We start from the raw sequence: 20,227 nt of genomic DNA, 5'->3' as shown, positions 1-20,227 counted from the left end.
GGGCCGGGTTTTTCTTTGAAGGGGTAAGGTTTGTGGGGTCACAGACCCCACGCCCCGTAAGTTACGCCAGCTTGATCTCGCGCAGCCTCTGCATCAGGAAGTCCTGCGCCGTGATCGGTTCGGCCCCCAGATCGGGATGCTCAGGCGTGATGCAGTTCGGCAGGGTTTCGATCACATAGGGCGGCTCGAAATGCAGGAAGAACGGCGTCGAATACCGCGCGAAATCCTTGCGCCCCTCAGCCGGATTGATGACGCGGTGCTGGGTCGACGGCAGAACCCTGTTGGTCAGGCGTGACAGCATGTCGCCGATATTGCAGACAATGCAGTCGGCGGGAGGGGTGATCGGCAGCCACTGGCCGTCGCGGTCGAGCAGTTGCAGGCCGGGCTCCTCAGCGCCCAGCAACAGGGTGATGACATTGATATCGCCATGCGCGCCGGCGCGGACGCTCTCACCCGGCGTGGTCATCGGCGGATAGTGCAGCAGGCGCAACACGCTGTTGCCATCCTTGACCGTGGACGTGAAAAACTCCGCATCGAGCTTCAGATAGGTGGCGATGGCGCGCAGCACCTTCTTGCCGAGCGTATCGAGCGCTTCGTAGAGCGCGTAGGTGCTGGCATGGAAGCCGGCGATCTCCTGCGGCCACAGGTTTTCCGGCATATAGTCCGTATACGGATGACCTGCGGGGAGCTCGCGGCCGATATGCCAGAATTCCTTGAGATCGTGGTGCGTGGCGCCCTTGGCGGTCTCGATGCCGAAGGGCGTATAACCCCGCGCGCCGCCCATGCCGGTCTGGCGATAATGCAACTTGGTGGCTTCGGGCAGGGCGAAGAAGGCCTTGGTGGCGCTGAGCGCCCGATCAAGCAAGGCCGGATCAAGCCCATGGCCGCCAAGCACTGCGAAGCCGTAACGCTCGAACGCCGCGCCAAGGCTCTGTGAAAAGGCAGCGAAATCGGCCTCATACAGTGCTAGCGGTACAGGCGGAATAGCGGAAACGGGGGCGGGGGTATCGGGCATGTCAGGCACTCTTGAAAGGGTTGGGCCTTCATAAGCTGCCAGCCCTTAGCCGACAAGAGCAACTAAAATCCCACAACCCCGATTAACCTTCGCTCAGGGGATGATTTTTGCAACAAACTCGGTTATGACCGCAGGAGGTGTAACGCAACTCGTGATGAGGGCGCGGTGTTTTGTGCTGCTAAGGCGGATACGGGTTGTTTCGAGTATGGGTGAGGGTCGTAAGGTTAGGATGTGGACGAGGGCAGCCGGCATGGTTATGGCCGCCGCGTCCCTGTTATGCCTGACCATCGCCAGTCTGCCGAGCCATGGCTGGGCGCAGAGTGACAGTGCGGATTCCAACCCCTCCATCGCGCAGCAGATTGCCGATTCCGACCTGCAGCCGGTCAATTCCACCAAGGCTTTGAGAAGCTCCGAGCAGTCGGTGGTGCGCGTTCTGGTCGTCTATCGCGGCTATGGCGGCGTGCCGCTCGATACGGTCGGCATGGGCTCAGGTTTTGTGGTGGCGCCCGGCTATATCGTCACCAATTACCACGTCATCCAGGTGCCGCCCGAAGCTTCCAGCGCCGATATCTATATCGTGCCGCATAAGGATTCCGGCGCCAGCTACCAGCCGGTGCAACTGGTCAAGCCGTGGGTCGAAGGCGATCTGGCCCTGCTGGCCGCGCCCGGGCTGAAAATCCCGCCGCTCAAGCTGTATCTGACCCCTTACAAGAACGAACGCGTCGTTTCGATGGGCTATCCGGACGTCACGGATCACCTGCTGAACCGCTCCGGCACCGCCTTGCTGGAACCGGCCGACGCCTATGTGACGCAAGGCTCCATCGCGCTGTTTGCCTCCACCAACCCGGACGGCAGCCGCGTCGAGACCCTGTTCCACACCGCGCCGATCAACCATGGCAATTCCGGCGGACCGCTGCTCAATGAATGCGGTCAGGTGGTCGGAGTCAACACCTGGACGGCGCCCTCCACCATGTCGGCCGGCGGCAATCTCGATATTTCGGCGGGCCAGTTCGTCGCCACCCATGTGTCGGCGCTCAACACCTTCCTGAGCTCGGCGGGTGTCAGCCCAGGCCTGGTCAGCGCGCCTTGTTACGCCAAGAGCGAGGACGAGATCGTCAAGGACGATGCCCTGTCGCGCGTACTGGCCGCCGCCGCCGAAGCGCAGGTTCAGCGCCTGGCCGAGCAGAAGAAGGCCGAAGCCGACCGCGCCACTCTGGAGCGTTTGCAACTGGGCGCCATGATCGTGCTGTCGGGGCTGGTGCTGGTGCTGATCGGCCTGATTATCCGTCGTGAAATCCTGCATCGCGCCGAGATTCATCGCAAGGAACACGGCGCACCGACCGCTTTTTCGGATGAGACGCCGTCGGAGTCACCGAAGCCCGGCAAGACCAAGCCGGTGCGCGCGGAAAGAGTACGGACGGACCATCTCGAAAAGGTGCGCACGGCCATTACCTCGCGCGTCAAGCACCCGATCCCGTGGGGCTGGATCTTCCTGGCGGCCGTCATCATCATCGCTGTGGCGACCTTCCTCATCAAGGATCACGACATTTATCGCCGCCTGACCAAGCCCAAGGTGGCCGCGCCGGTGGCAGCCGCGGCGGCCGTCCACATGGTCTGCGCCATCGACAAGGCGGCGTCGAGTAACCCTTTGAGCGACGCCGGTCCGGTCGAGTTCGATTTTGACGCCATCCACGCCTGCGTCAATGATCGCACGCCCTACGAGCCACAGGCCAATGGCACGCTTTTGCGTTTCACCACCGGTGACGCCAATCCGGTGGCGGCGCGCATGGAACTGGCGGCCGACGCCACCACCTTTATTCGTTACGAATACCGGATGGAGCCGGCGCAGTACGCGGCCTTCAAGGGGCAGATGAGCGCGCTTGGCTCGTTCCGCTGCTCGGCCCATGCCGATCAGGGTGCGTTGACGGCGCTGGCTGACAATCTTGCCCGTGTGCGCGGTTTGTCCCAGACCTATCTGACCATGGCGCCGGAGACCAAGACAGTCTGGCGTTGCGCACCGCAGACCGGGCAAGGTTAACCTGCGCCCTATCTATGCCTTCATGCTGTGTTCAGACGGTTATCTGTAAAGTTTACCCATGAGTTTTTATTTGCGCCTGTGGATCAACACCATGGCCTTATGAAATCCTAACGAGTCCGCGCGGTGTTCCTGCCAGCCTCCTTACCCGTCCTGTGCGATGGTTAAGGGGCTGACCTGAATTTGGCCCCGCCATTTTAAGGCTGACCGCCGAACGCGGTCGAAAACATACATCTGAGGAGTTATTCAATGCGTACTTTCAAACTGTCGAGCCGCAACGTGGTTCTGGCCCTGACCGGCGCGGCCTTTCTGCTGGCTGGTTGTGAAACCGTCGATACCAGCAATGGCGTCAAGACGAGCAGCAAGACCAAGTCCGGCGCCCTGATCGGCGCAGGCGCAGGTGCCGTGCTGGGCGCCCTATCCAACAAGAACGACCGCCGTAAGAACGCCGTCATTGGCGCCGGTATCGGCGCCTTGGCCGGTGCGGGCGTTGGCGCTTATATGGATCGCCAGTCCAAGGACCTGCGCGCCCAACTGGAATCGCGCGGCGTCTATGTCACCCGTCAAGGCGACAACATCGTCCTCAACCTGCCGTCGGACGTGACCTTCTCGACCGGCAGCGCCGATATCGCCGGTTCCTTCCTGCCGGTGCTGGATGATGTCGCCACCATCCTGAACCAGTATCCTTCGACCTATATCGACGTGGTCGGCCATGCCGACAGCCAGGGTTCGGACGCGTTTAACCTCGATCTGTCCGAGCGCCGCGCCAATGCCACGGCCGGTTATCTGGTGGCCCGCAAGGTCAAGAGCGAGCGTATCTATGTCGCCGGTATGGGTGAATCGCGTCCGATCGCCAGCAATGATACCGCCGAAGGCCGCGCCAAGAACCGCCGCGTTGAGATCACCCTGCGCCCGGTGGAATAAGACTTATTTACCCTGTTTTTTGAGGGAATATCAAAGTTACGGGTTTAGATTGGCGGCATGAAAACACCATGCCGCTTTTCGCTTTTAGGGGCTGAGGTCGATAGAGTGACCCCTGCCTGTGTGATGGAGTTCGTTGGCCGCAAGGTGGCGGCGAAAGAGCGCGCCATCGTGGCCAATCACAACCTGCACAGCCTTTATTTGTTCCAGAAGCGCGCCGACATGCGTGCCTTTTACGAAAAGGCCGATCTGATCGAGATCGAATTCGACGCCGATGATCGCCTGGGCCAAACTCATGGGCCATCCGGTGTCGCGCGATCATCGCTGCACCTATCTCGATTTCCGCGAAGATTTCTGGGCGTTGGCGCAAACGCATAACTGGCGTGTCTATCATGTCGGCGGTGAAGCCGCGCATAATGACGCCTCGAAGGCGGCGATCCTTGCGCGTTTTCCGAAGGTGCACCTCGACCTGCATACCGGCTTTTTCGACATGAAAGGGGCGGATAACGAGGCGCTATTAGCCGACCTGAAGGCGAAACGTCCGGACGTCCTGCTGGTTGGAATGGGTATGCCGCGTCAGGAAACCTGGATTCTCACCAATCTTGAGCGCTTGCCCGATTGCGTCATCCTGCCGGTCGGGGCCGCCTTTGATTATGAGGCCGGCGTCATGTACACGCCGCCGCGCTGGACGGGCCGGCTTGGCATCGAATGGCTGGTCAGGTTCTTCCATGAACCTCAGCGTCTGTTCGAGCGCTATTTTATCGAACCGTGGTGGCTTATACCGCAAGCCTTACGCGATGTATGGCGTCGCCGCTTGATCGCATGAGAGATCGTAGCGTTGTTAATCTCCATTAACAATCATAGTTAACGCCCCTTTAACCGCACACGGGCAAACTGCCGGCCACGGACGGATTGCGTCCGGATGTCAGTATCAAGGCGCCAGATGACCGCACTTCTTCATCGTGATTTCTCGCCACAGACCGATCCGGTCAAGAACAAGGTCGTGCTGATCACCGGCGGCACCGGCTCGTTCGGTCGCCGCATGGTCCAGACCCTTCTGGAGACATATGATCCGCGCAAGGTGATCATCCTGTCACGTGACGAACTCAAGCAATACGAGATGAAGAACGAGCTGGAGGAACGCTTCGACAAGGTGAAAATGTCGAAGATGCGCTTCTTCCTGGGCGATGTGCGCGACCGCGAACGCCTGAACATGGCCTTCCGCGGCGTCGATGTCGTCATCCATGCGGCGGCGCTGAAGCAGGTGCCGGCGGCTGAATATAACCCGTCGGAATGTATCGCCACCAATATCAATGGCGCGGAAAATGTGGTGGCTGCCGCGTTTGCCGCCCGTGTCAGGCAGGTGGTGGCGCTCTCCACCGACAAGGCGTGCTCGCCGATCAATCTCTATGGCGCCACCAAGCTGGCCTCCGACAAGATCTTCGTCGCCGCCAACAATATGTCGGGTGATATCGGCACGCGCTTTTGCGTGGTGCGCTATGGCAATGTCGTCGGCTCGCGCGGTTCAGTGGTGCCCTTCTTCAAGCGCCTGCTGGAAAAAGGCGCGACTGACCTGCCGATCACCGATCCCCGCATGACGCGCTTCTGGATCTCGCTCGATCAGGGCGTGGCCTTTGTCCTGTCCTGTCTGGAACTGACCCAGGGCGGTGAGATTTTTGTGCCGAAGATCCCGGCGACCCTGGTCACCGATCTGGCCACCGCCATGGCGCCGGAAGCCACCCAGACGGTTATCGGCATCCGTCCCGGTGAGAAGTTGCACGAGATGATGATCTCAGCCGATGACTCCCGCTCGACCTATGAGCTCGACGACCGCTATGTCATCGAGCCGGAATTCGCCGAATATACCCGCAAGAGCTTCTCCAAGGTGCGCGGCATCAGGAAGGTCGATGAGGGCTTCTCCTATGCCAGCGACAACAATGAAGAGCGTCTGGACGCCACAGGCATCAAGGACATGATGAAGGCGTACCTGTCGTGAGGGCTTCTGATAGGGCGATGATATGACCTTTCTTCCCTATGGCCGCCAGTCGATCAGCGAGGCCGATATTGAGGCGGTGGTGGCGGCTCTGCGCTCCGATTTCCTGACCACCGGCCCTCTGGTCGAACGCTTCGAAAAGGCGCTGGCCGATGCCGTGGGTGCTAAGGAGGCGGTGGTGGTTGCCAACGGCACGGCGGCCCTGCATCTGGCGGTCATGACCGAGGAACTGTCGGCGCGCTGCGCCGTGATTGTGCCGGCCATCACCTTCGCTGCCTCGGCCAATTGCGTCGCCTATTGCGGTGCGCCGGTGATCTTCGCCGATGTCGATCCGGTCACAGGCCTGATCACCGATGAAAGTTTCGATGAGGCACTTAAAGTCCTGGAGCGAGATCATCATGGTTATCGTCTCGGTGGGGTGATTCCTGTCCATTATGCCGGCCGGCCTGTCGATCTTTCCCATATTCATGAAGTATGTGACGAGCGCGGTTCGTTCCTTATCGAAGACGCCTGCCACGCCATCGGCACGGTGGGGCCGCAAGGTGCGGTCGGCAGTTGCCAAGCCTCCAACATGGCCTGCTTTTCATTTCACCCCGTCAAGACCCTGACCACCGGCGAGGGCGGGGCGATCACCACCCATGATCCGGTGCTGGCGCAACGCCTGCGCGCCTTGCGTTCACACGGAATCGAGCGCGATCCAGCGCATTTCGTGGGTCTGCGTTATGACGGCGAAGGCGATACCGGCCCGTGGGTCTATGAGCAACAATGCCTAGGTTATAACTATCGTTTGCCGGACCTGAATTGTGCGCTCGGACTGTCACAGTTGCAGCGACTGCCGGACTTCGCAGGCCGCCGCAAAACCCTGGTCAGGGCCTATCAAGCGGTACTGGAAGAAACGAACATTCCGGTAAACTGGAAGTCTTCGGAACATGATGCGGTGTTCCATCTTTTCGCGGTGAACATCGATTTCGCGGGTCTCGGCACCACGCGCGCGGCCGTCATGGCCGGTTTGCGCCAACGCGGTATCGGCACGCAGGTTCATTACATCCCGGTGCATCGCCAGCCATGGTGGCAGACCCAAGCGCTTGCCCAGCGTGCGCTGCCTGGCGCTGATCGTTTTTACCAAAACACACTCTCTTTACCGCTTTATGCTGACATGAGCGATGATGACCCGGCGCGGGTCATTGAGGCGTTGCGTGAGGTGCTGGGATGAGTTTGGAAGTTGTTATCGATGGTCGCAAGATCGGCGCCGATCATGAGCCCTATATCATTTGCGAACTCTCCGGCAATCACAACGGCTCGCTCGATCGCGCCCTGAAAATGATCGATGCGGCGGCTGAGACCGGCTGCGACGCCATCAAGCTCCAGACCTACACCGCCGACACCATCACCCTGGATTCGGACCGGCCGGAGTTTCATCTCCATGGCGGCCTGTGGGACGGCCGTTCGCTTTATGAACTGTATCAGGAAGCCCACACACCGTGGGACTGGCATCCGGCGCTGTTCGAGCGGGCTAAAAAGCACGGTGTGACGATGTTTTCATCGCCCTTCGACGAAACGGCGGTCGATCTGCTGGCGGGGCTTGAGGCGCCGGCCTACAAGATCGCCTCGTTCGAACTGGTTGATCTGCCGCTCGTCGCTTACGTGGCGCAACAGGGCAAGCCGATGATCATGTCGACCGGCATGGCCAATGCGCGTGAGATCGATGCGGCGGTCCAGACCGCGCGCAAGTTCGGCACCGGCGAAATCATCCTCTTGCATTGTGTATCGGAATATCCGGCCAATATCGCTGACGCCAATGTCCGCACCGTGCCCGATCTTGGCCAAAAATTCGGCTGCGTCTCCGGTCTCTCCGACCATACCTTCGGCACCGCGGCCAGCGTGGCGTCGGTGGCGGTGGGCGGCTGCGTGATCGAAAAGCATTTTACCCTCGCCCGCGCGGACGGCGGTCCTGATTCCGGCTTTTCGCTGGAACCCGCCGAGTTTGCGGCGCTGGTGCGTGACTGTAAGGACGCCTGGCGGGCTCTGGGTCGCGTCCATTATGAGACGCTCGGCACCGAGCAGGGTTCGAAAACCTTCCGGCGCTCGCTCTATGTGGTGAAGGACGTCAAGGCCGGCGAGGCGCTGACCAAGGACAATATACGCTCGATCCGTCCGGGCCTTGGCCTTCCGCCATCACGCCTGTGGGACGTGGTCGGCAAGGCGGCCAGCCGTGACCTGATGCGTGGTGAGCCGCTCGCCGACGACATGATCTCTCTTTAACTCAAAGCCGCATGGCGGGCTCGCGCCGGCTCGGGCTAGTATTAGTCCGCAGCTGCCGCTTTGATCGTCGGCCGGAACGGGTTCCAGCCCTTGCGCATCTTCAGGAAGGGGCGCTCGTAATAGGCGTAGGAGAGGGTTGCGATGACCAGGGTGACAGGGACGGTCATCAGGAAAAGCTCAACGGCAAAGACATGGTCTGAGATATTGGGCAGATGGTCGGTAATAAAACGGTCCATCCGCGCTATGATCAGCATATGGAACACATAGAAGCCGTAGGACACGACACCGACGAAGTGCATCGGGGCGATTTCCATAAAGATGGGGTAACGGGCCGGCTTTAGCCAGGGCTTGCGCTTTGGTGGTCGTCCCTCAGAATGATGGTGTCATCAACCAACGGCGTCAGGTTAGTGGCCTGCGCCAAGCATCATCGAGAGACGACCATGAAATACTATGCCGGAATTGATGTGTCTTTGGAACGTTCAAGTGTATGCGTTGTCGATGCGGCGGGCAAAATTTGTCGCAAAGGCGAAGCGTTGAGCGATCCTGAAATCCCTGGTCGCGTGGTTTGCGGCCTTCGGAGCTGAGCTCGAGCTCATCGGCCTTGAAGCCGGTCCGTTGTCGCAATGGCTCTATGCCGAGATGACGGCCAAAGGGTTATCCTGCGAACTGATCGAGACCCGGCATGTGCGCACGGCGTTTAAAATTATGCCGGTCAAGACCGACAAGAAGGATGCTCGCGGCATTGCTCAACTGATGCGGCTGGGCTGGTTCCGCCCTGTACATTGCAAATCTCAGCCGGCTCAGGAAGTCCGTGCGGTCTTGACCGCACGCAAGCTTCTGCAAACAAAGCTTCTAGACATCGAGAAAAGTCTTCGTGGTATTCTTCGGGGCTTTGGCCTGAAGGTCGGCGCCATATCAACCGGAGGATTCGAAGCTCGGATACTTGAACTTTGCGAAGGTCATGAGACGCTGACGCAGATCGCCAGGTCAATACTCGACGCCCGACAGGCCCTTCTGGAGCAGTTCAACCTTCTCCATCGAAAGGTTCTAGCTATGGCAAAGGCCGACCAGCGAACGTGTCGACTGATGACCATACCCGGCGTCGGCCCTCTAACCTCGCTGACTTTTGTATCTGCTATCGACCAAGCCGAGCGGTTCTCCTCGTCACGCGACATTGGTCCACACTTCGGACTGACCCCGCGAAAGTATCAGTCAGGAGAAACAGACTACACCGGCCGCATCTCAAAGACGGGGGATGCCAGCGTACGCACAGCTCTTTACGAGGCGGCGAACACAATCATGATCCGGCCCAGCAAAGCCATACGCCTGAAAGCGTGGGCGACAGCGATTGCCACGCGCTCGGGCCTGAAAAAGGCCAAGGTCGCCTTGGCCAGGAAGCTCGGCGTCATCATGCATGCCATGCTCCGCAATGGGCAGGACTTTGCGGCTACCCAAACAGAAAGGGCTGCCATGGCCTGACATATTACACCCTCAGGCCGCTCTACCATCCTCGGCCTGAGCCAGGTCCCTTCGCCGGGACGCGAGGATCGGTCAGACCGCATGTCCGCTCGCAGCCGAATAGGACTGCGACCTAAAGATTGGTCGGCCGAGCCTTTTTCCTACACCATCATGCAGCGCTCTCAGAGATGACTGCGGACAGAAGCACGAAGCCGGCGATCGGAAATGGCTCAAAAGGGATTGACTTTAAGTGGCCCGTTACAGAAGCGGACAAAGCCGGTTTGCGGGAATGCACTTATGGAAAGGACAAGCGCTGTAGCGAACAGGGGCGTAAATACAGTCGTTGTCGCGTCGTTGATCACAGCCAGATGCCCCTGGGAAAGGCCGCAGAAAACGATCAGGGCAAAAATACCGATCAGCAACGGATCGGCATAAGGGCGTAAGGACTCCAGCGTGACCTTGCCTACGCGAATATCCGCCAGCCTGCTCAAGCCGGCAAGCCCGCCGAGCGTTGCAAAGTAAAAGCCGAGAAACGACGTATAAATCGGCGTGAAGAAGGTTTGGGTTAAGCCGAGCGCTCCACCGAGCGCGATGGAAAAGACTGAAAAGCCAATAAGAAGGCGTTTCCAGTATTTTCCCGGCACGAACAGCAGCAAGGGTGCCAACAGGAAATAAAATTGCTGCTCCACGGCCAGCGACCAGAAGTGGCCAATCGAGTTCAGCATATTTTCCGGCGTGAACTCAGCATATATGTTGCCTGTATAGGTGAGGAACCACGGCAGGCCGCGCATCATGCACATATATTCGTAGCTGCTGGGCGCGAACTGACAATAGATATAGAGCGCCAGCAGAAAGCTGCTGATCACGAAAAAGATCCAGACGCAAATGCTGGCAAGGCCCCCCTCCGGTATGCCCGCATGGCAGGCGCATACCTCAACGGCGCAAAAAGCCGCGCAAACCATCGAGGCCAAGCACAGCCTTGCGGTTGCAAAGGATCGGATCAAAGATCGTCCTGCGAAAGAAACCCGTCAATGCCTGCATAGTCGTCCCCATAAGTCCTGAATAAACTTATCAGATAGAAGTAGATACGACAACTAGCCGAACTTACCCGCCTGATAATCGGCATAGGCTTGATGGATTTCCTGCATGGTGTTCATGACGAAAGGACCATGCGCGACGATCGGCTCGTTGATCGGCGCGGCGTGGCCGAACAGAAGGACGCTGTCTTTTACCGCTTCGATATCGACCAGATCGCCCTCGCCAAATTCGACCAGGTTGAAGTGACTGACATCGGTGCCATTGACCGCGACATCGCCGCGCACGACATAGCAGAAAACATCGCGGCCTGTGAGGCCGTCGAACATGATCCGGCCGCCGGCCTTCATATCGAGCGCGGTCATGAAGACGCCGGTCAGGGAGGTAATCGCACCTTTAAGGTCGCGCCATTCGCCGGAAATGAGATTGAGCGTCACCCCCTCGGCCTCGATGGTGGGGATCTGGTTTTTCTGCACGCCCGTATAGCGCGGCGCGGTCATTTTCAGGTGTGACGGCAGGTTGACCCAGAGCTGGAGAATCTCCATCGGGCCGCCGGCGCGTTTGAAGGCTTCGGGCGATACCTCTTCGTGGACGAGACCGCTGCCGGCCGTCATCCACTGCACGCCGCCGGCGAGGATGACGCTTTCGTGGCCGCCGGAATCGCGGTGGGCCAGATCGCCTTCCAGGATGAAGGTCACGGTCTCGAAGCCGCGATGCGGATGCGGGCCGAACGGCAGGCCGCGATTGCCCGGCGCGTAGGTCTGCGGGCCGTGGTGTTTGAGGAAGAGAAAGGCGCCGATATTGTTGAGCCTTCGGCTGGGCACGGGGCGGCGCGTCACCAGATCGGCGATATCATCGCGCGTGGCGGGATGCAGGTCGAGAACCGGTTTGGTGGTCATGTCAGGTACTCCTTTACAAGCGGGCGCACGCTGACCGTATATGACACAGAGGTCAAGCGGCAGGCCATGCGAAGGTCATAATTTTAGGATAGGTTCCCCTCTACAGTTGGAGCTGAGCGTATGAAACATCATCTTTTACTATGCGGCATGGCAGCCGGCGCCATTGTGATGCTGGCCCAGCCGGTTCTGGCGCAAGAGATGCGCCCCTACAGCCAGATCGAGTTGCAACAGGCGTATGAACGCGGTCGCGCCGATCAGGCGCGCGACACACGTAGCGCCACCACCCTGCCGCGTGACCAGTCCGATGGCTACTGCTATCAGCGCCAGGCCAGCGCCCGCGCCACCGGCACGATTGTTGGTGCTGTCCTGGGCGGGATGGTCGGCAACGGTCTGTCTGATCGTTGGAACCGTGGCGGGAATACGATCGGCGGCGCCATGGTCGGAGGCATACTGGGCTCGTCAGTCGGCGGTGATAGCGTGGCCTGCTATCAGGACGCCTACTACGCCTATGACGACGGCTATTATGCCCCGCCACCCCCACCGCGCGGCTATGTCACCGTTTTTTACAGCAGCCGTCCGTCCTATGGCTATGGCCAAGTCTATCGCCGCCCCTATGGTTATGACCGCCCCTATGACCGCCCCTATTACGGCCACCGTCACCGCTGGTAAGGTGAGTTGCCCTTAACATTTAAGCCCGCGAAGCCGGAGACAGCTTCGCGGGTTTTTGATTGAGCTTGAGAAAGGGGCGCTCTATCAGGAGGTAGGTCAGGCAGGCGATGAGCAGGCTGATGAGCGAGGCGATGACGAAAACGGCGCCTGAATAGGCCAGCTCGCCAAAGACGAAAGGCAGGGCGTCGACGATTTAGCCAGCCAGCAGTATGCCGAACAGATGGATAATGTAAAATCCATAAGACACGATACCCAACAGGTGCAACGGCCATACCTCGAGCAGGCGTACCAACCGGCTTAGTTGTGCGGACGCCGTGGTGATCAGCAAGGCGCCGGCGATCAGGGGCAGGCTGAACAGGCTCAGCATAAAGCCCTTTGGGCTGCCGTGCAGCGCCGACGAGATGACAATCAGGGCCATGAGAGCCAACAGAAGTGGGTCAGCGAAACGGCGCAGTTTGACCTGCAGGTTGTAACCGCCTAAGCCCGCCAGACCACCCAGACTGATGGCGTAAAAGCCTGAGAACGAATTGGTATAACTGCCGAGTTCAGTATCGTGGCGGTAAAACACGAGGACGATGACCATCAGCAGAAGGGCGCCGGTTATGAGCGCCGGGCGCCACAAACGGCTAGGTAACATAAGGAAGCAGGGCGCGAAGAGGAAGTAAAACTGCTTCTCGATCGCCAGTGACCAGAACACACTAAAGGCGTCGACCCAGTCGTGGATCACATGCGTTATATAGAGGTTGGTCGTATAGGTAACGAACCAGGGCCATCCTTTGAGCAGTTCGAGGTATTGCTCGTCTTGCGGTGAGACCTGACCCCATAGCCATACCGCCAGCAGGATGCCGTAATAGATCGGCAGGATACGCAGGGCGCGGTCTGTCATCAACAGGCGGATCTCTTCCAGCACGCGTGTTTGGTCGTTTTCGATGGGCTGGCGGGCGCGGAAGAGAATGGGAAAAATAAGGAAACCACTGATCGCAAAGAAGATCCAGACGGCGATGAGCGACAGGGCATCCAGTGGCAAGCCGCAATGATCCCCCACGACCGCCAGGGCACACAAGGCGCGCAAGCCATCCAGGCGATTGCCTTGCGCTTCAGCAAGGGGCCGGTGATCTCCCGATCTATGAAAGCTTTTAAGGTCTGCACGTTCGTCCCCCATGGTTGTAAAAACCTCGGTAGCATATCGCCCACGCACTGGCACTACCCTTAACGGATGTGATAAGTCGCCCGTCATGACCGCTTTTGAGACCGCCCTTTACTGGCTTGACTATGCCGCCGTCGCCGTTTTCGCCGCATCGGGCGCTTTGGCCGCCGCGCGCACACGTCAGGATATCGTCACCTTCGGCTTCTTCGCCGCCATTACGGGCGTCGGCGGCGGCACCATGCGAGACCTGCTGATCGGTGCGCCGGTCTTCTGGGTGCAGCGGCCCGGCTATATTGTGGCCTGTCTGGTGGCGGCGGTAGGGGTTTGGATCTTCGCCAGGCGCGGCTGGCGCTTCCGTGCGCTGCTGTGGCTCGACGCCGTCGGGCTGGCGGCCTATGCGGTCGTCGGAACGGCCAAGGCCCTGAGCCTCGGTGTTCACCCCTTCTCGGCGATCATCATGGGGGTTCTGACCTCGTGTTTCGGGGGCGTGATCCGTGACGTGCTGGCGGGAGAACCCAATCTGCTGATGAGCCGCGAAATCTATGTCACGGCGGCCCTGCTCAGCGCGGGCGTCTTCGCGGGTATGACCCTGATGGGGGCCGATTTCTGGCTGGCGGCCCTGGTCGGATTTTTCGCTGGTGTGGCCCTGCGGGCCTGCGCCATCCGCTACAATCTGCGCCTGCCAGGCTTTGCGCAGGGCGGCGGTGAGACGGAATACTAGAACGCTAAACGCCTTTCAGCACGCGGTAGGTCACTTCCGCGACTTCCCAGTCTTCGGGCGAATCGATATCGACCACCTGCGTGCGAGGCAGGATGACCGGCGCGGAGATGGGGGAGAAAGCGGTTTCACCGTTCACCCAGGCGTCGCTCCAGCCCCAGTAGAATTGCGCCGCATCATGATAGGCGGGTTCCAGATCCTGTGAGCGCTTGGTCAGGTTTTCCGGCCAGAACATATCGACGCTGCCATCGGCGGTCTTTTTCAGGGCGCGCTGGATCGGGAAGGCGTACGAGGTGACGGAAAAAGCAAAGCGCTTGCCCTGCAATCTGTCCCAGCCTTCTCTCAGGCGTTCGGGATCGAGCAGCGGGGCGGTGGCGTAGATGCAGCAGGCGGCGTCATAGGCCATACCGTGTTCAGCGAACCATTGCAGGGCATGGACGACGACCGCACCGGTGCCGGCATGATCATTGGCGAGATCGGCGGGGCGCATGAAGGGGATATCGGCGCCGAAGGACCGCGCAACATCGGCGATTTCCTCGTCATCGGTCGAGACAACGATGCTGTCGAACAGGCCGGACTCTTGCGCCGCGCGGATGGAATAGCCGATCATGGGCTGGCCGAAAAACGGCTTGATGTTCTTGCGCGGAATACGTTTCGAGCCGCCGCGGGCGGGGATGATGGCGACGCGTTTCATACAAGCGCAATCCGACAAGGTATCGGCACTTTTCGGATAAAGTGCGCGACCAGGAAAGGAACTGAAATGGGGTTATTCTTCATAAAAGTCTCATTTCAGGAAGAGCTTATTGATATAGGGATCATGCTGCGGCACGCGTTCCATTAGCGGCTGTTTGGGAGACAGCGGCGACGGGTAGAGATTATACTCGATCGCCAGCAGCAGGCGCGGCTTGTCGGCCGGCAACTGCCCTTTATGGAAGCCGTAAACATCCTCAAGGAACCACGAGCCGGCCGGCGCAGTGATGGTCTCGATGGCGTCCGCGCCGAAGGCCTCGATGATGGCGTCGTCGGTCTGGGCCTTGCCGCTTTCCAGCCGCCGATCCTGATGCGAGCCCCTGACGTATGTGTGCGGCCCTGACATCGCGTCGATATCGGTCAGATAATAGAAAGCCTTGAAGCAGCGCGAACAGTCGTAATCGCGGTGAAAGCGTTGGACGCCCTTGGCGGTGTTGCGGCCGGGATACCCCCAGGCGGCCCCGATATTGTCGATCACCGGCTTGCAGCCGAGATAGGCCTCGGCGACGGCCAGAATATCCGGATCATTCATCAGGTCGAGCATGTGCGGCGCGCGCAGAACCTCTTCCCAGGTATAATATCCGATATTGATCTCATCAGACGGTGGCTGATCCCAGTCAAAAAGACCAAGGTGCGGGCGATAGGGATCGTGGCACGGGGTGGTCTTGAAATAGCTGACAAGATCGCTGAGCACGCCGGCCGGCAGGGGCGGTTGCAAGCCCGTCAGGCCATCGCGGCGCAACTGCTCATGCAGGATCGCCTGAGCGTCGGTTAGCCTGAAGCCCGGCGTTTTGGGCGAAAAGGCCGCAAGCGTGCGGGAGAAGCCGTTGCGCTGATCGAGCCCCAGCACCGGCAGCAGGTCATAGGCCGGGTTGCGGGCGTCTTCGCGGGCGCGCTGAAAGAAGCGCTGCCAGTTCGGCACGCGGGTCTTCAGGCGCTCGGCTAAAGAAACCATGACAGGCCCGACTTTCTACAGGCCGACGAGCGCCGCCAGGTCGTTCAGGGTCTTGGCGTCCTTCAGCATTTCGGCATCGACGATCTGGTCCATATCGCTATCGACCATGGCGACGAACGAGATGACCGACAGGCTGTCCCAGTTGCCGATATCGTTGATGGTCTCAGCGCCGGTCAAGCCAGCGGGATCGGCTTCGAGGATCTCGGCGACGGCGGCGAAAAAGGCGGGCTTATCCATGGGGGTACTCCGGAAACGTAAGGCTTCAGTGAAATCCTGATTCCGTCAATATTCCCTTAAAGGGTTAATGCGAAGTGTTATGGTGGGGTCGCGCAAGCGAATCACCGATAAGCGTTGCGTAATTGAGGTGCGGTCATGACCGAGGCAGTTCTGAAAGGCGTCAGTTTACGTGGCATACGTGCCTGCGTGCCGGCGCAAACGCGCACCCTGGCCGAGGAAAACCTGATCCCCGACGAGGCGGAGCGCGAACGCCTGATCGGCACGATTGGTGTGCGTTCGCGTCATATCGCCCGTCCGGATATCCTGACCTCTGATCTGTGTCAGAAAGCGGCGGATGGCCTGCTTGATGAACTGGGCTGGGCGCGCGACTTTATCGATGTGCTGATCATGGTGACGCAAAGCGCCGATTTCGTCATTCCCTCCACCGCCTGCGCCCTGCAGGCGCGCTTGGGGCTAGGTTCCTGCCTCGCCTTCGATATCAATCTCGGCTGTTCCGGCTATGCCTATGGCCTGTGGACGGCGGCCTCGCTGATGCAGACCCTGAAAGTCTCCGGCCGTCCGGCGCGGGCTCTGGTTCTGGCCGGTGACGTCAGTACCTCGAAGCTTCTGGAAGGCGATCGCAGCACCATTCCGCTGTTTGGTGACGCCGGCTCGGCCACGGCGCTGGAAATTGATCCGCAGGCGGACGACATGCCAAATTCTCGCTGGCCAAACTCTGACTGGTATGGTGTCTTTGGCACAGATGGTTCGGGTGCGGCGCATATCATGGTCGAAGCCGGTGGTTTGAAGCACCCCTTGTTGCCGCCGAAAGAGCCGCACAGCCCCGAAAAACTTGAGGAGTTGTACCGCAAGTCGCGCCTGCATCTTAACGGCACCGAGGTTTTCAATTTCACGCTGAAAAACGTGCCGGGCCTGGTCAAAGCGATCTTTGAAACGTCGGGCACGACGATCGAAGACGTCGATTACGTCCTGTTCCATCAGGCCAATGTCTTCATGCTCAACCATTTGCGCAAGAAGTCGGGCCTGCCGGAAGACAAGGTGCCGGTGGCCATGGAAACCTTCGGCAACACCTCGTCGGCCTCGATTCCGCTGACCATCGCTGCGAAACTCTCGCAGGTTTTCGATAAGCCGCAAAGCCTGATCATGATGGGTTTCGGCGTCGGCTGGTCGTGGAGCGCCATCAAGTTGACCGTCGGCCCCATGCCGGCCCCGCAGATCGTCGAGCTGGCCTGATGACGTATCAGGACAGACTTGGACATATTCCGGCAGATCATTACTGGCGCGAGGACGTCCTGGCGGCCGAGATCGAGCATGTTTTCAAGCCGTCGTGGTTATGCGTCGGTTTTGTGCGCGATCTGCAAAACGACAAGGATTTTATCACGGCGCAGATCGGGCCGCATTCCATCGTGGTGCAGAATTTCGGCGGTGAGCTGAAGGCCTTCCGCAATGTCTGCTCGCATCGTTTCTCGAAGATTCAGTGCGGCAAGGGCAATCGCATCCTGCAATGCCCCTATCACGGCTGGACCTATGATGACTTCGGCAAGCCGATCGGCGTGCCGCTCAATAAGCAAAGCTTTGGGCTCGATGAGACCGATAAGGTGGCGCTGTCGCTGGAGAGCTATGAACTGGAAACGGTCGGTCATTTCGTCTTCGTGCGGATGAAGCGTGGCGGCCCTTCAGTGGCCGAATTCCTCGGCAGTTTTTATGACGATCTCAAACACGTCAGCGAGATTTGCCCGGACCATTTCGAACAGGAAAGCTATGACTGGGCGGCCAACTGGAAGCTTGGCATGGATAACGCCGCTGAAGGCTATCATGTGCCGCTGGTCCATGCTGAAAGCTTTGGCCTGATCCTCAGCATCGACCTGAAAATCTCGACCGACGCCGAGCACAGCCGCTATGTCGGCCATCTGAAAGAGCGCTCGCTGAAATGGTGGGGGCAGGTGGCGAAAAGCATCAGGCTCGAGCCCTCCGAACGCTATCCGCAATATGGCAACTTCCTGATCTTCCCCAATATCGTCGTCACCTTTTCCGCCGGCGCCTTCCTGACCTTCCAGACCTTCGAGCCGACGGGGCCGCAAACCCTGCGCATCCACTCGACCTCCTGGCTGGCCAGGAACAATGGGCGGGCCGCGCGCGGCATGGTGATCGACAGCCTGAAAGCTTTCTCCGCGCAGGTGCGTAACGAGGACCGCGACATCTGCGCCGTGGCGCAATTTGGCACACGCGATGCCCCCCCCGAGCGCCCGCCTGTTCTGGGCGAACTGGAAGGCCGCATCGCCCATTTTCAGCAGGCCTACGCGAAGCGCATGGAAAGTGTAATATGACATTTAATCCCATGTCCCTCGAAGGCCGTACCATCCTCGTCACTGGCGCCACCAGCGGTATCGGCAAGGCGACGGCCATCTATCTGTCGAAGCTGGGCGCGCGCGTCGTGGCTTCGGGGCGCAATGAGGCGCGCCTGGACGAAACATTGGCAGCGTTAGAAGGTCATGGCCATATCGGCCGTCTGTTTGATCTTGCCGATCTAGACGCCATCGTGCCGTGGCTGAAAGCCCTGTGCGCCGACATCGGGCCGCTCAACGGCATCGCCCATTGCGCCGGCGTGCAGGCCACTAAGCCGATCCAGTCGATCAACTCGGCCTTCGTGATGGACGTCCTGACGCAGAATCTCGGCGCTGCCCTGATGCTGGCGCAGGCCTTCCGCCTCAAGGCCTGCCACGGTTCTCCGGCCTCTCTGGTCTATTGCTCGTCGTCGGCCGCGCTGCGCACAGCGCCCGGCAATGTGGTCTATGCCTCATCCAAGGGGGGCATCGTTTCGGCCGTGAAGGGACTGGGCGTCGAACTGGTGCGCGATGGCGTGCGGGTCAACGCGGTCGCGCCGGCCATGGTCGATACGCCGATGTCGGATCAGTTTCGCACTATCCTCTCGGAAGAGAATTTCAAACGCGTGGTCGATATGCACCCGCTTGGCCTCGGAAGGCCGGACGATGTCGCCGCCGCCATAGCTTTCCTCCTGGCCGACACCTCGCGCTGGATCACCGGTTCGATACTGTCCGTAGACGGAGGATTTCTGGCGTGAACGCACATGCGCCGATCAAGCCGTCGCGTAAAATCAGTCTGTCGCTGTCGGAAAAGCACAGCCACGGACCGCTCAGCTATCTCGAAATGGGCAATCCGGCGGGTGAAACCGTGGTCTTTGTCCATGGGTTCGGCGCCGACCTCCTGACCTGGCAACTGTGCCTTGTGCCGCTTGCCGCGACATACCGCCTGATCGCGCTCGATCTGCCGGGTCATGGCCGCGGCGCGTCCGATGTTGGCGATGCGTCGCTGGTCTTTATGACCGGCTGGCTGAAAGAAGCGTTTGATGTCCTCGATATTGCGTCCGCGCATATCGTTGGCCATTCCATGGGCGCCAAGATCGCGCTCGGTTTTGTTTTGAGTCATGCTGAGCGCGTCAAATCGCTGTCGCTGATCGCACCGGCGGGGCTTGGTGGCAATTTCCACCTTGACGCGCTGGATGCCTTTTTGGGCGGTGACGATGCTGAAGCCCTGGCACGTCAGTTACTTGGGCCGCGCGGGCAAAATCTCGGCGCGTCCCTGACCGCCTCATTGCAAAATGCGGCGGCCGATCCGGCGCGCCGTGAGGGGCTGAAAGCTTTGCTCGGCAACGCCAAGGCCTATGGTCTGGCGCTTTCGCCCGAAGGTTTTGACTGGAACCGCGTCATGTGTCCGGTTCAGATCATGTGGGGCGACCACGACCGTTTGATCCCCATGCCACAAGCGCATCGCCTGCCCACATCCGCGCCCTTGCACCTGATCGAAGGCGCCGGCCATCTGCCGCATATGGAGGCCTCTGCCACCGTTGTCGCTCACCTGAAGGAATTTTTGCCGTAATGACTGCCCTCGACATGATCCGTGAAGACCTTCGCACGCTCCTGCATGATAAGGGCGCGCAGACCGGCGAGATCAACGCCGATACGCCGCTGCTCAATGGTCCCTATGATATCGACAGCCTCGATCTGGCGACGCTTGTGGTGACTTTGGAAGAAAAAACCGGCCTGACGCCCTTCGCCAACGGCTTTGTGCTGTTCCATACGGCAGGGGAACTTGCCGCACTGTTTGGCGGCTGA

Annotated in this window: 22 protein-coding genes and 1 pseudogene; 14 read left to right on the top strand and 9 right to left on the bottom strand. The window is 59.8% G+C overall.

The genetic code is table 11. The features are described from left to right. Positions 1-61: 61 nt before the first annotated feature. Positions 62-1,015 carry a 2-oxoglutarate and iron-dependent oxygenase domain-containing protein gene (locus tag ABQ278_RS16660; RefSeq protein WP_349320593.1) on the bottom strand — a complete coding sequence of 318 codons (954 nt, stop codon included), beginning with the start codon at positions 1,013-1,015 and terminating at the stop codon, positions 62-64. A 250-nt stretch (positions 1,016-1,265) separates the two neighbouring features. Here ABQ278_RS16660 and ABQ278_RS16655 point away from each other — a divergent pair, with 250 nt between their 5' ends. Both ABQ278_RS16655 and ABQ278_RS16650 read left to right on the top strand, forming a co-directional pair. Next, a complete protein-coding gene (locus ABQ278_RS16655; RefSeq protein WP_349320592.1) occupies positions 1,266-3,053 on the top strand; it encodes a serine protease in 1,788 nt (595 codons plus the stop codon). A gap of 246 nt (positions 3,054-3,299) precedes the next feature. Next, entirely contained in the window at positions 3,300-3,974 is a 675-nt protein-coding gene (locus ABQ278_RS16650) for an OmpA family protein (protein ID WP_349320591.1), read from the top strand. A gap of 84 nt (positions 3,975-4,058) precedes the next feature. On the opposite strand, the gene ABQ278_RS16645 is transcribed toward ABQ278_RS16650, so the two are convergent. Then, positions 4,059-4,268 carry a hypothetical protein gene (locus ABQ278_RS16645; protein WP_349320590.1) on the bottom strand — a complete coding sequence of 70 codons (210 nt, stop codon included), beginning with the start codon at positions 4,266-4,268 and terminating at the stop codon, positions 4,059-4,061. On the opposite strand from ABQ278_RS16645, the gene ABQ278_RS16640 reads away from it, so the two are divergent. The 4 genes from ABQ278_RS16640 (at position 4,267) to pseI (ending at position 8,226) form a co-directional block, all read left to right on the top strand. Further along, positions 4,267-4,797 carry a WecB/TagA/CpsF family glycosyltransferase gene (locus ABQ278_RS16640; protein WP_349320589.1) on the top strand — a complete coding sequence of 177 codons (531 nt, stop codon included), beginning with the start codon at positions 4,267-4,269 and terminating at the stop codon, positions 4,795-4,797. The two genes, ABQ278_RS16645 and ABQ278_RS16640, sit on opposite strands and share 2 nt — an antisense overlap. Positions 4,798-4,914: 117 nt before the next feature. After that, positions 4,915-5,967 (top strand): UDP-N-acetylglucosamine 4,6-dehydratase (inverting), encoded by a 1,053-nt coding sequence (pseB, locus tag ABQ278_RS16635; protein WP_349320588.1) that lies wholly within the window; start codon positions 4,915-4,917, stop codon positions 5,965-5,967. 22 nt (positions 5,968-5,989) lie between these two features. Beyond that, positions 5,990-7,177 (top strand): UDP-4-amino-4,6-dideoxy-N-acetyl-beta-L-altrosamine transaminase, encoded by a 1,188-nt coding sequence (gene pseC / locus ABQ278_RS16630; protein ID WP_349320587.1) that lies wholly within the window; start codon positions 5,990-5,992, stop codon positions 7,175-7,177. Further along, complete coding sequence (gene pseI, locus ABQ278_RS16625) at positions 7,174-8,226, top strand: pseudaminic acid synthase (RefSeq protein ID WP_349320586.1); 1,053 nt, start codon at positions 7,174-7,176, stop codon at positions 8,224-8,226. Before pseC ends, pseI begins: the two co-directional genes overlap by 4 nt. A gap of 41 nt (positions 8,227-8,267) precedes the next feature. Here the strand turns inward: pseI and ABQ278_RS16620 are convergent, their stop codons facing one another. Next, complete coding sequence (locus tag ABQ278_RS16620; RefSeq protein ID WP_349320585.1) at positions 8,268-8,525, bottom strand: hypothetical protein; 258 nt, start codon at positions 8,523-8,525, stop codon at positions 8,268-8,270. A gap of 141 nt (positions 8,526-8,666) precedes the next feature. On the opposite strand from ABQ278_RS16620, the pseudogene ABQ278_RS16615 reads away from it, so the two are divergent. Beyond that, positions 8,667-9,705 (top strand): annotated as a pseudogene (locus tag ABQ278_RS16615) (IS110 family transposase). Between the two features lie 209 nt (positions 9,706-9,914). On the opposite strand, the gene ABQ278_RS16610 reads toward ABQ278_RS16615, so the two are convergent. Continuing rightward, positions 9,915-10,655 (bottom strand): hypothetical protein, encoded by a 741-nt coding sequence (locus ABQ278_RS16610; protein WP_349320584.1) that lies wholly within the window; start codon positions 10,653-10,655, stop codon positions 9,915-9,917. Between the two features lie 123 nt (positions 10,656-10,778). After that, the gene (locus tag ABQ278_RS16605; protein ID WP_349320583.1) at positions 10,779-11,618 is read right to left on the bottom strand and encodes a pirin family protein; all 840 of its coding nucleotides are present in this window, start codon (positions 11,616-11,618) and stop codon (positions 10,779-10,781) included. Positions 11,619-11,738: 120 nt separating this feature from the next. On the opposite strand from ABQ278_RS16605, the gene ABQ278_RS16600 reads away from it, so the two are divergent. Beyond that, positions 11,739-12,287 carry a glycine zipper 2TM domain-containing protein gene (locus tag ABQ278_RS16600; RefSeq protein ID WP_349320582.1) on the top strand — a complete coding sequence of 183 codons (549 nt, stop codon included), beginning with the start codon at positions 11,739-11,741 and terminating at the stop codon, positions 12,285-12,287. Positions 12,288-12,480: 193 nt separating this feature from the next. Here the strand turns inward: ABQ278_RS16600 and ABQ278_RS16595 are convergent, their stop codons facing one another. Then, a complete protein-coding gene (locus ABQ278_RS16595) occupies positions 12,481-13,449 on the bottom strand; it encodes an acyltransferase (RefSeq protein WP_349320581.1) in 969 nt (322 codons plus the stop codon). 73 nt (positions 13,450-13,522) lie between these two features. Between ABQ278_RS16595 and ABQ278_RS16590 the strand changes: the two genes are divergently transcribed. Continuing rightward, positions 13,523-14,155 carry a trimeric intracellular cation channel family protein gene (locus ABQ278_RS16590; RefSeq protein WP_018080486.1) on the top strand — a complete coding sequence of 211 codons (633 nt, stop codon included), beginning with the start codon at positions 13,523-13,525 and terminating at the stop codon, positions 14,153-14,155. Positions 14,156-14,159: 4 nt separating this feature from the next. On the opposite strand, the gene pseF is transcribed toward ABQ278_RS16590, so the two are convergent. The 3 genes from pseF to ABQ278_RS16575 form a co-directional block, all read right to left on the bottom strand. After that, complete coding sequence (gene pseF, locus ABQ278_RS16585; RefSeq protein ID WP_349320580.1) at positions 14,160-14,846, bottom strand: pseudaminic acid cytidylyltransferase; 687 nt, start codon at positions 14,844-14,846, stop codon at positions 14,160-14,162. Between the two features lie 90 nt (positions 14,847-14,936). Further along, positions 14,937-15,857 carry a phytanoyl-CoA dioxygenase gene (locus ABQ278_RS16580; protein ID WP_349320579.1) on the bottom strand — a complete coding sequence of 307 codons (921 nt, stop codon included), beginning with the start codon at positions 15,855-15,857 and terminating at the stop codon, positions 14,937-14,939. Between the two features lie 15 nt (positions 15,858-15,872). Further along, complete coding sequence (locus tag ABQ278_RS16575) at positions 15,873-16,094, bottom strand: phosphopantetheine-binding protein (RefSeq protein WP_349320578.1); 222 nt, start codon at positions 16,092-16,094, stop codon at positions 15,873-15,875. Between the two features lie 135 nt (positions 16,095-16,229). On the opposite strand from ABQ278_RS16575, the gene ABQ278_RS16570 reads away from it, so the two are divergent. From ABQ278_RS16570 to ABQ278_RS16550, 5 genes are read left to right on the top strand one after another with little or no spacing between them, the layout of a single operon-like run. Further along, positions 16,230-17,327: a ketoacyl-ACP synthase III gene (locus tag ABQ278_RS16570; RefSeq protein ID WP_349320577.1), complete on the top strand. Its 1,098-nt coding sequence runs from the start codon at positions 16,230-16,232 to the stop codon at positions 17,325-17,327. Further along, positions 17,327-18,421 carry an aromatic ring-hydroxylating dioxygenase subunit alpha gene (locus ABQ278_RS16565; protein WP_349320576.1) on the top strand — a complete coding sequence of 365 codons (1,095 nt, stop codon included), beginning with the start codon at positions 17,327-17,329 and terminating at the stop codon, positions 18,419-18,421. The genes ABQ278_RS16570 and ABQ278_RS16565 overlap by 1 nt, the downstream gene beginning before the upstream one ends. After that, positions 18,418-19,176 carry an SDR family oxidoreductase gene (locus ABQ278_RS16560; RefSeq protein ID WP_349320575.1) on the top strand — a complete coding sequence of 253 codons (759 nt, stop codon included), beginning with the start codon at positions 18,418-18,420 and terminating at the stop codon, positions 19,174-19,176. Before ABQ278_RS16565 ends, ABQ278_RS16560 begins: the two co-directional genes overlap by 4 nt. Further along, positions 19,173-19,991 (top strand): alpha/beta fold hydrolase, encoded by an 819-nt coding sequence (locus ABQ278_RS16555; protein ID WP_349320574.1) that lies wholly within the window; start codon positions 19,173-19,175, stop codon positions 19,989-19,991. Before ABQ278_RS16560 ends, ABQ278_RS16555 begins: the two co-directional genes overlap by 4 nt. Beyond that, a complete protein-coding gene (locus ABQ278_RS16550; RefSeq protein ID WP_018080477.1) occupies positions 19,991-20,227 on the top strand; it encodes an acyl carrier protein in 237 nt (78 codons plus the stop codon). Before ABQ278_RS16555 ends, ABQ278_RS16550 begins: the two co-directional genes overlap by 1 nt.

The sequence above is a fragment of the Asticcacaulis sp. MM231 genome (assembly GCF_964186625.1).
GTDB lineage: Bacteria > Pseudomonadota > Alphaproteobacteria > Caulobacterales > Caulobacteraceae > Asticcacaulis.
Note: the sequence above shows the minus strand (reverse complement) of the source record. Positions and strands in the feature narration are given on the sequence as shown.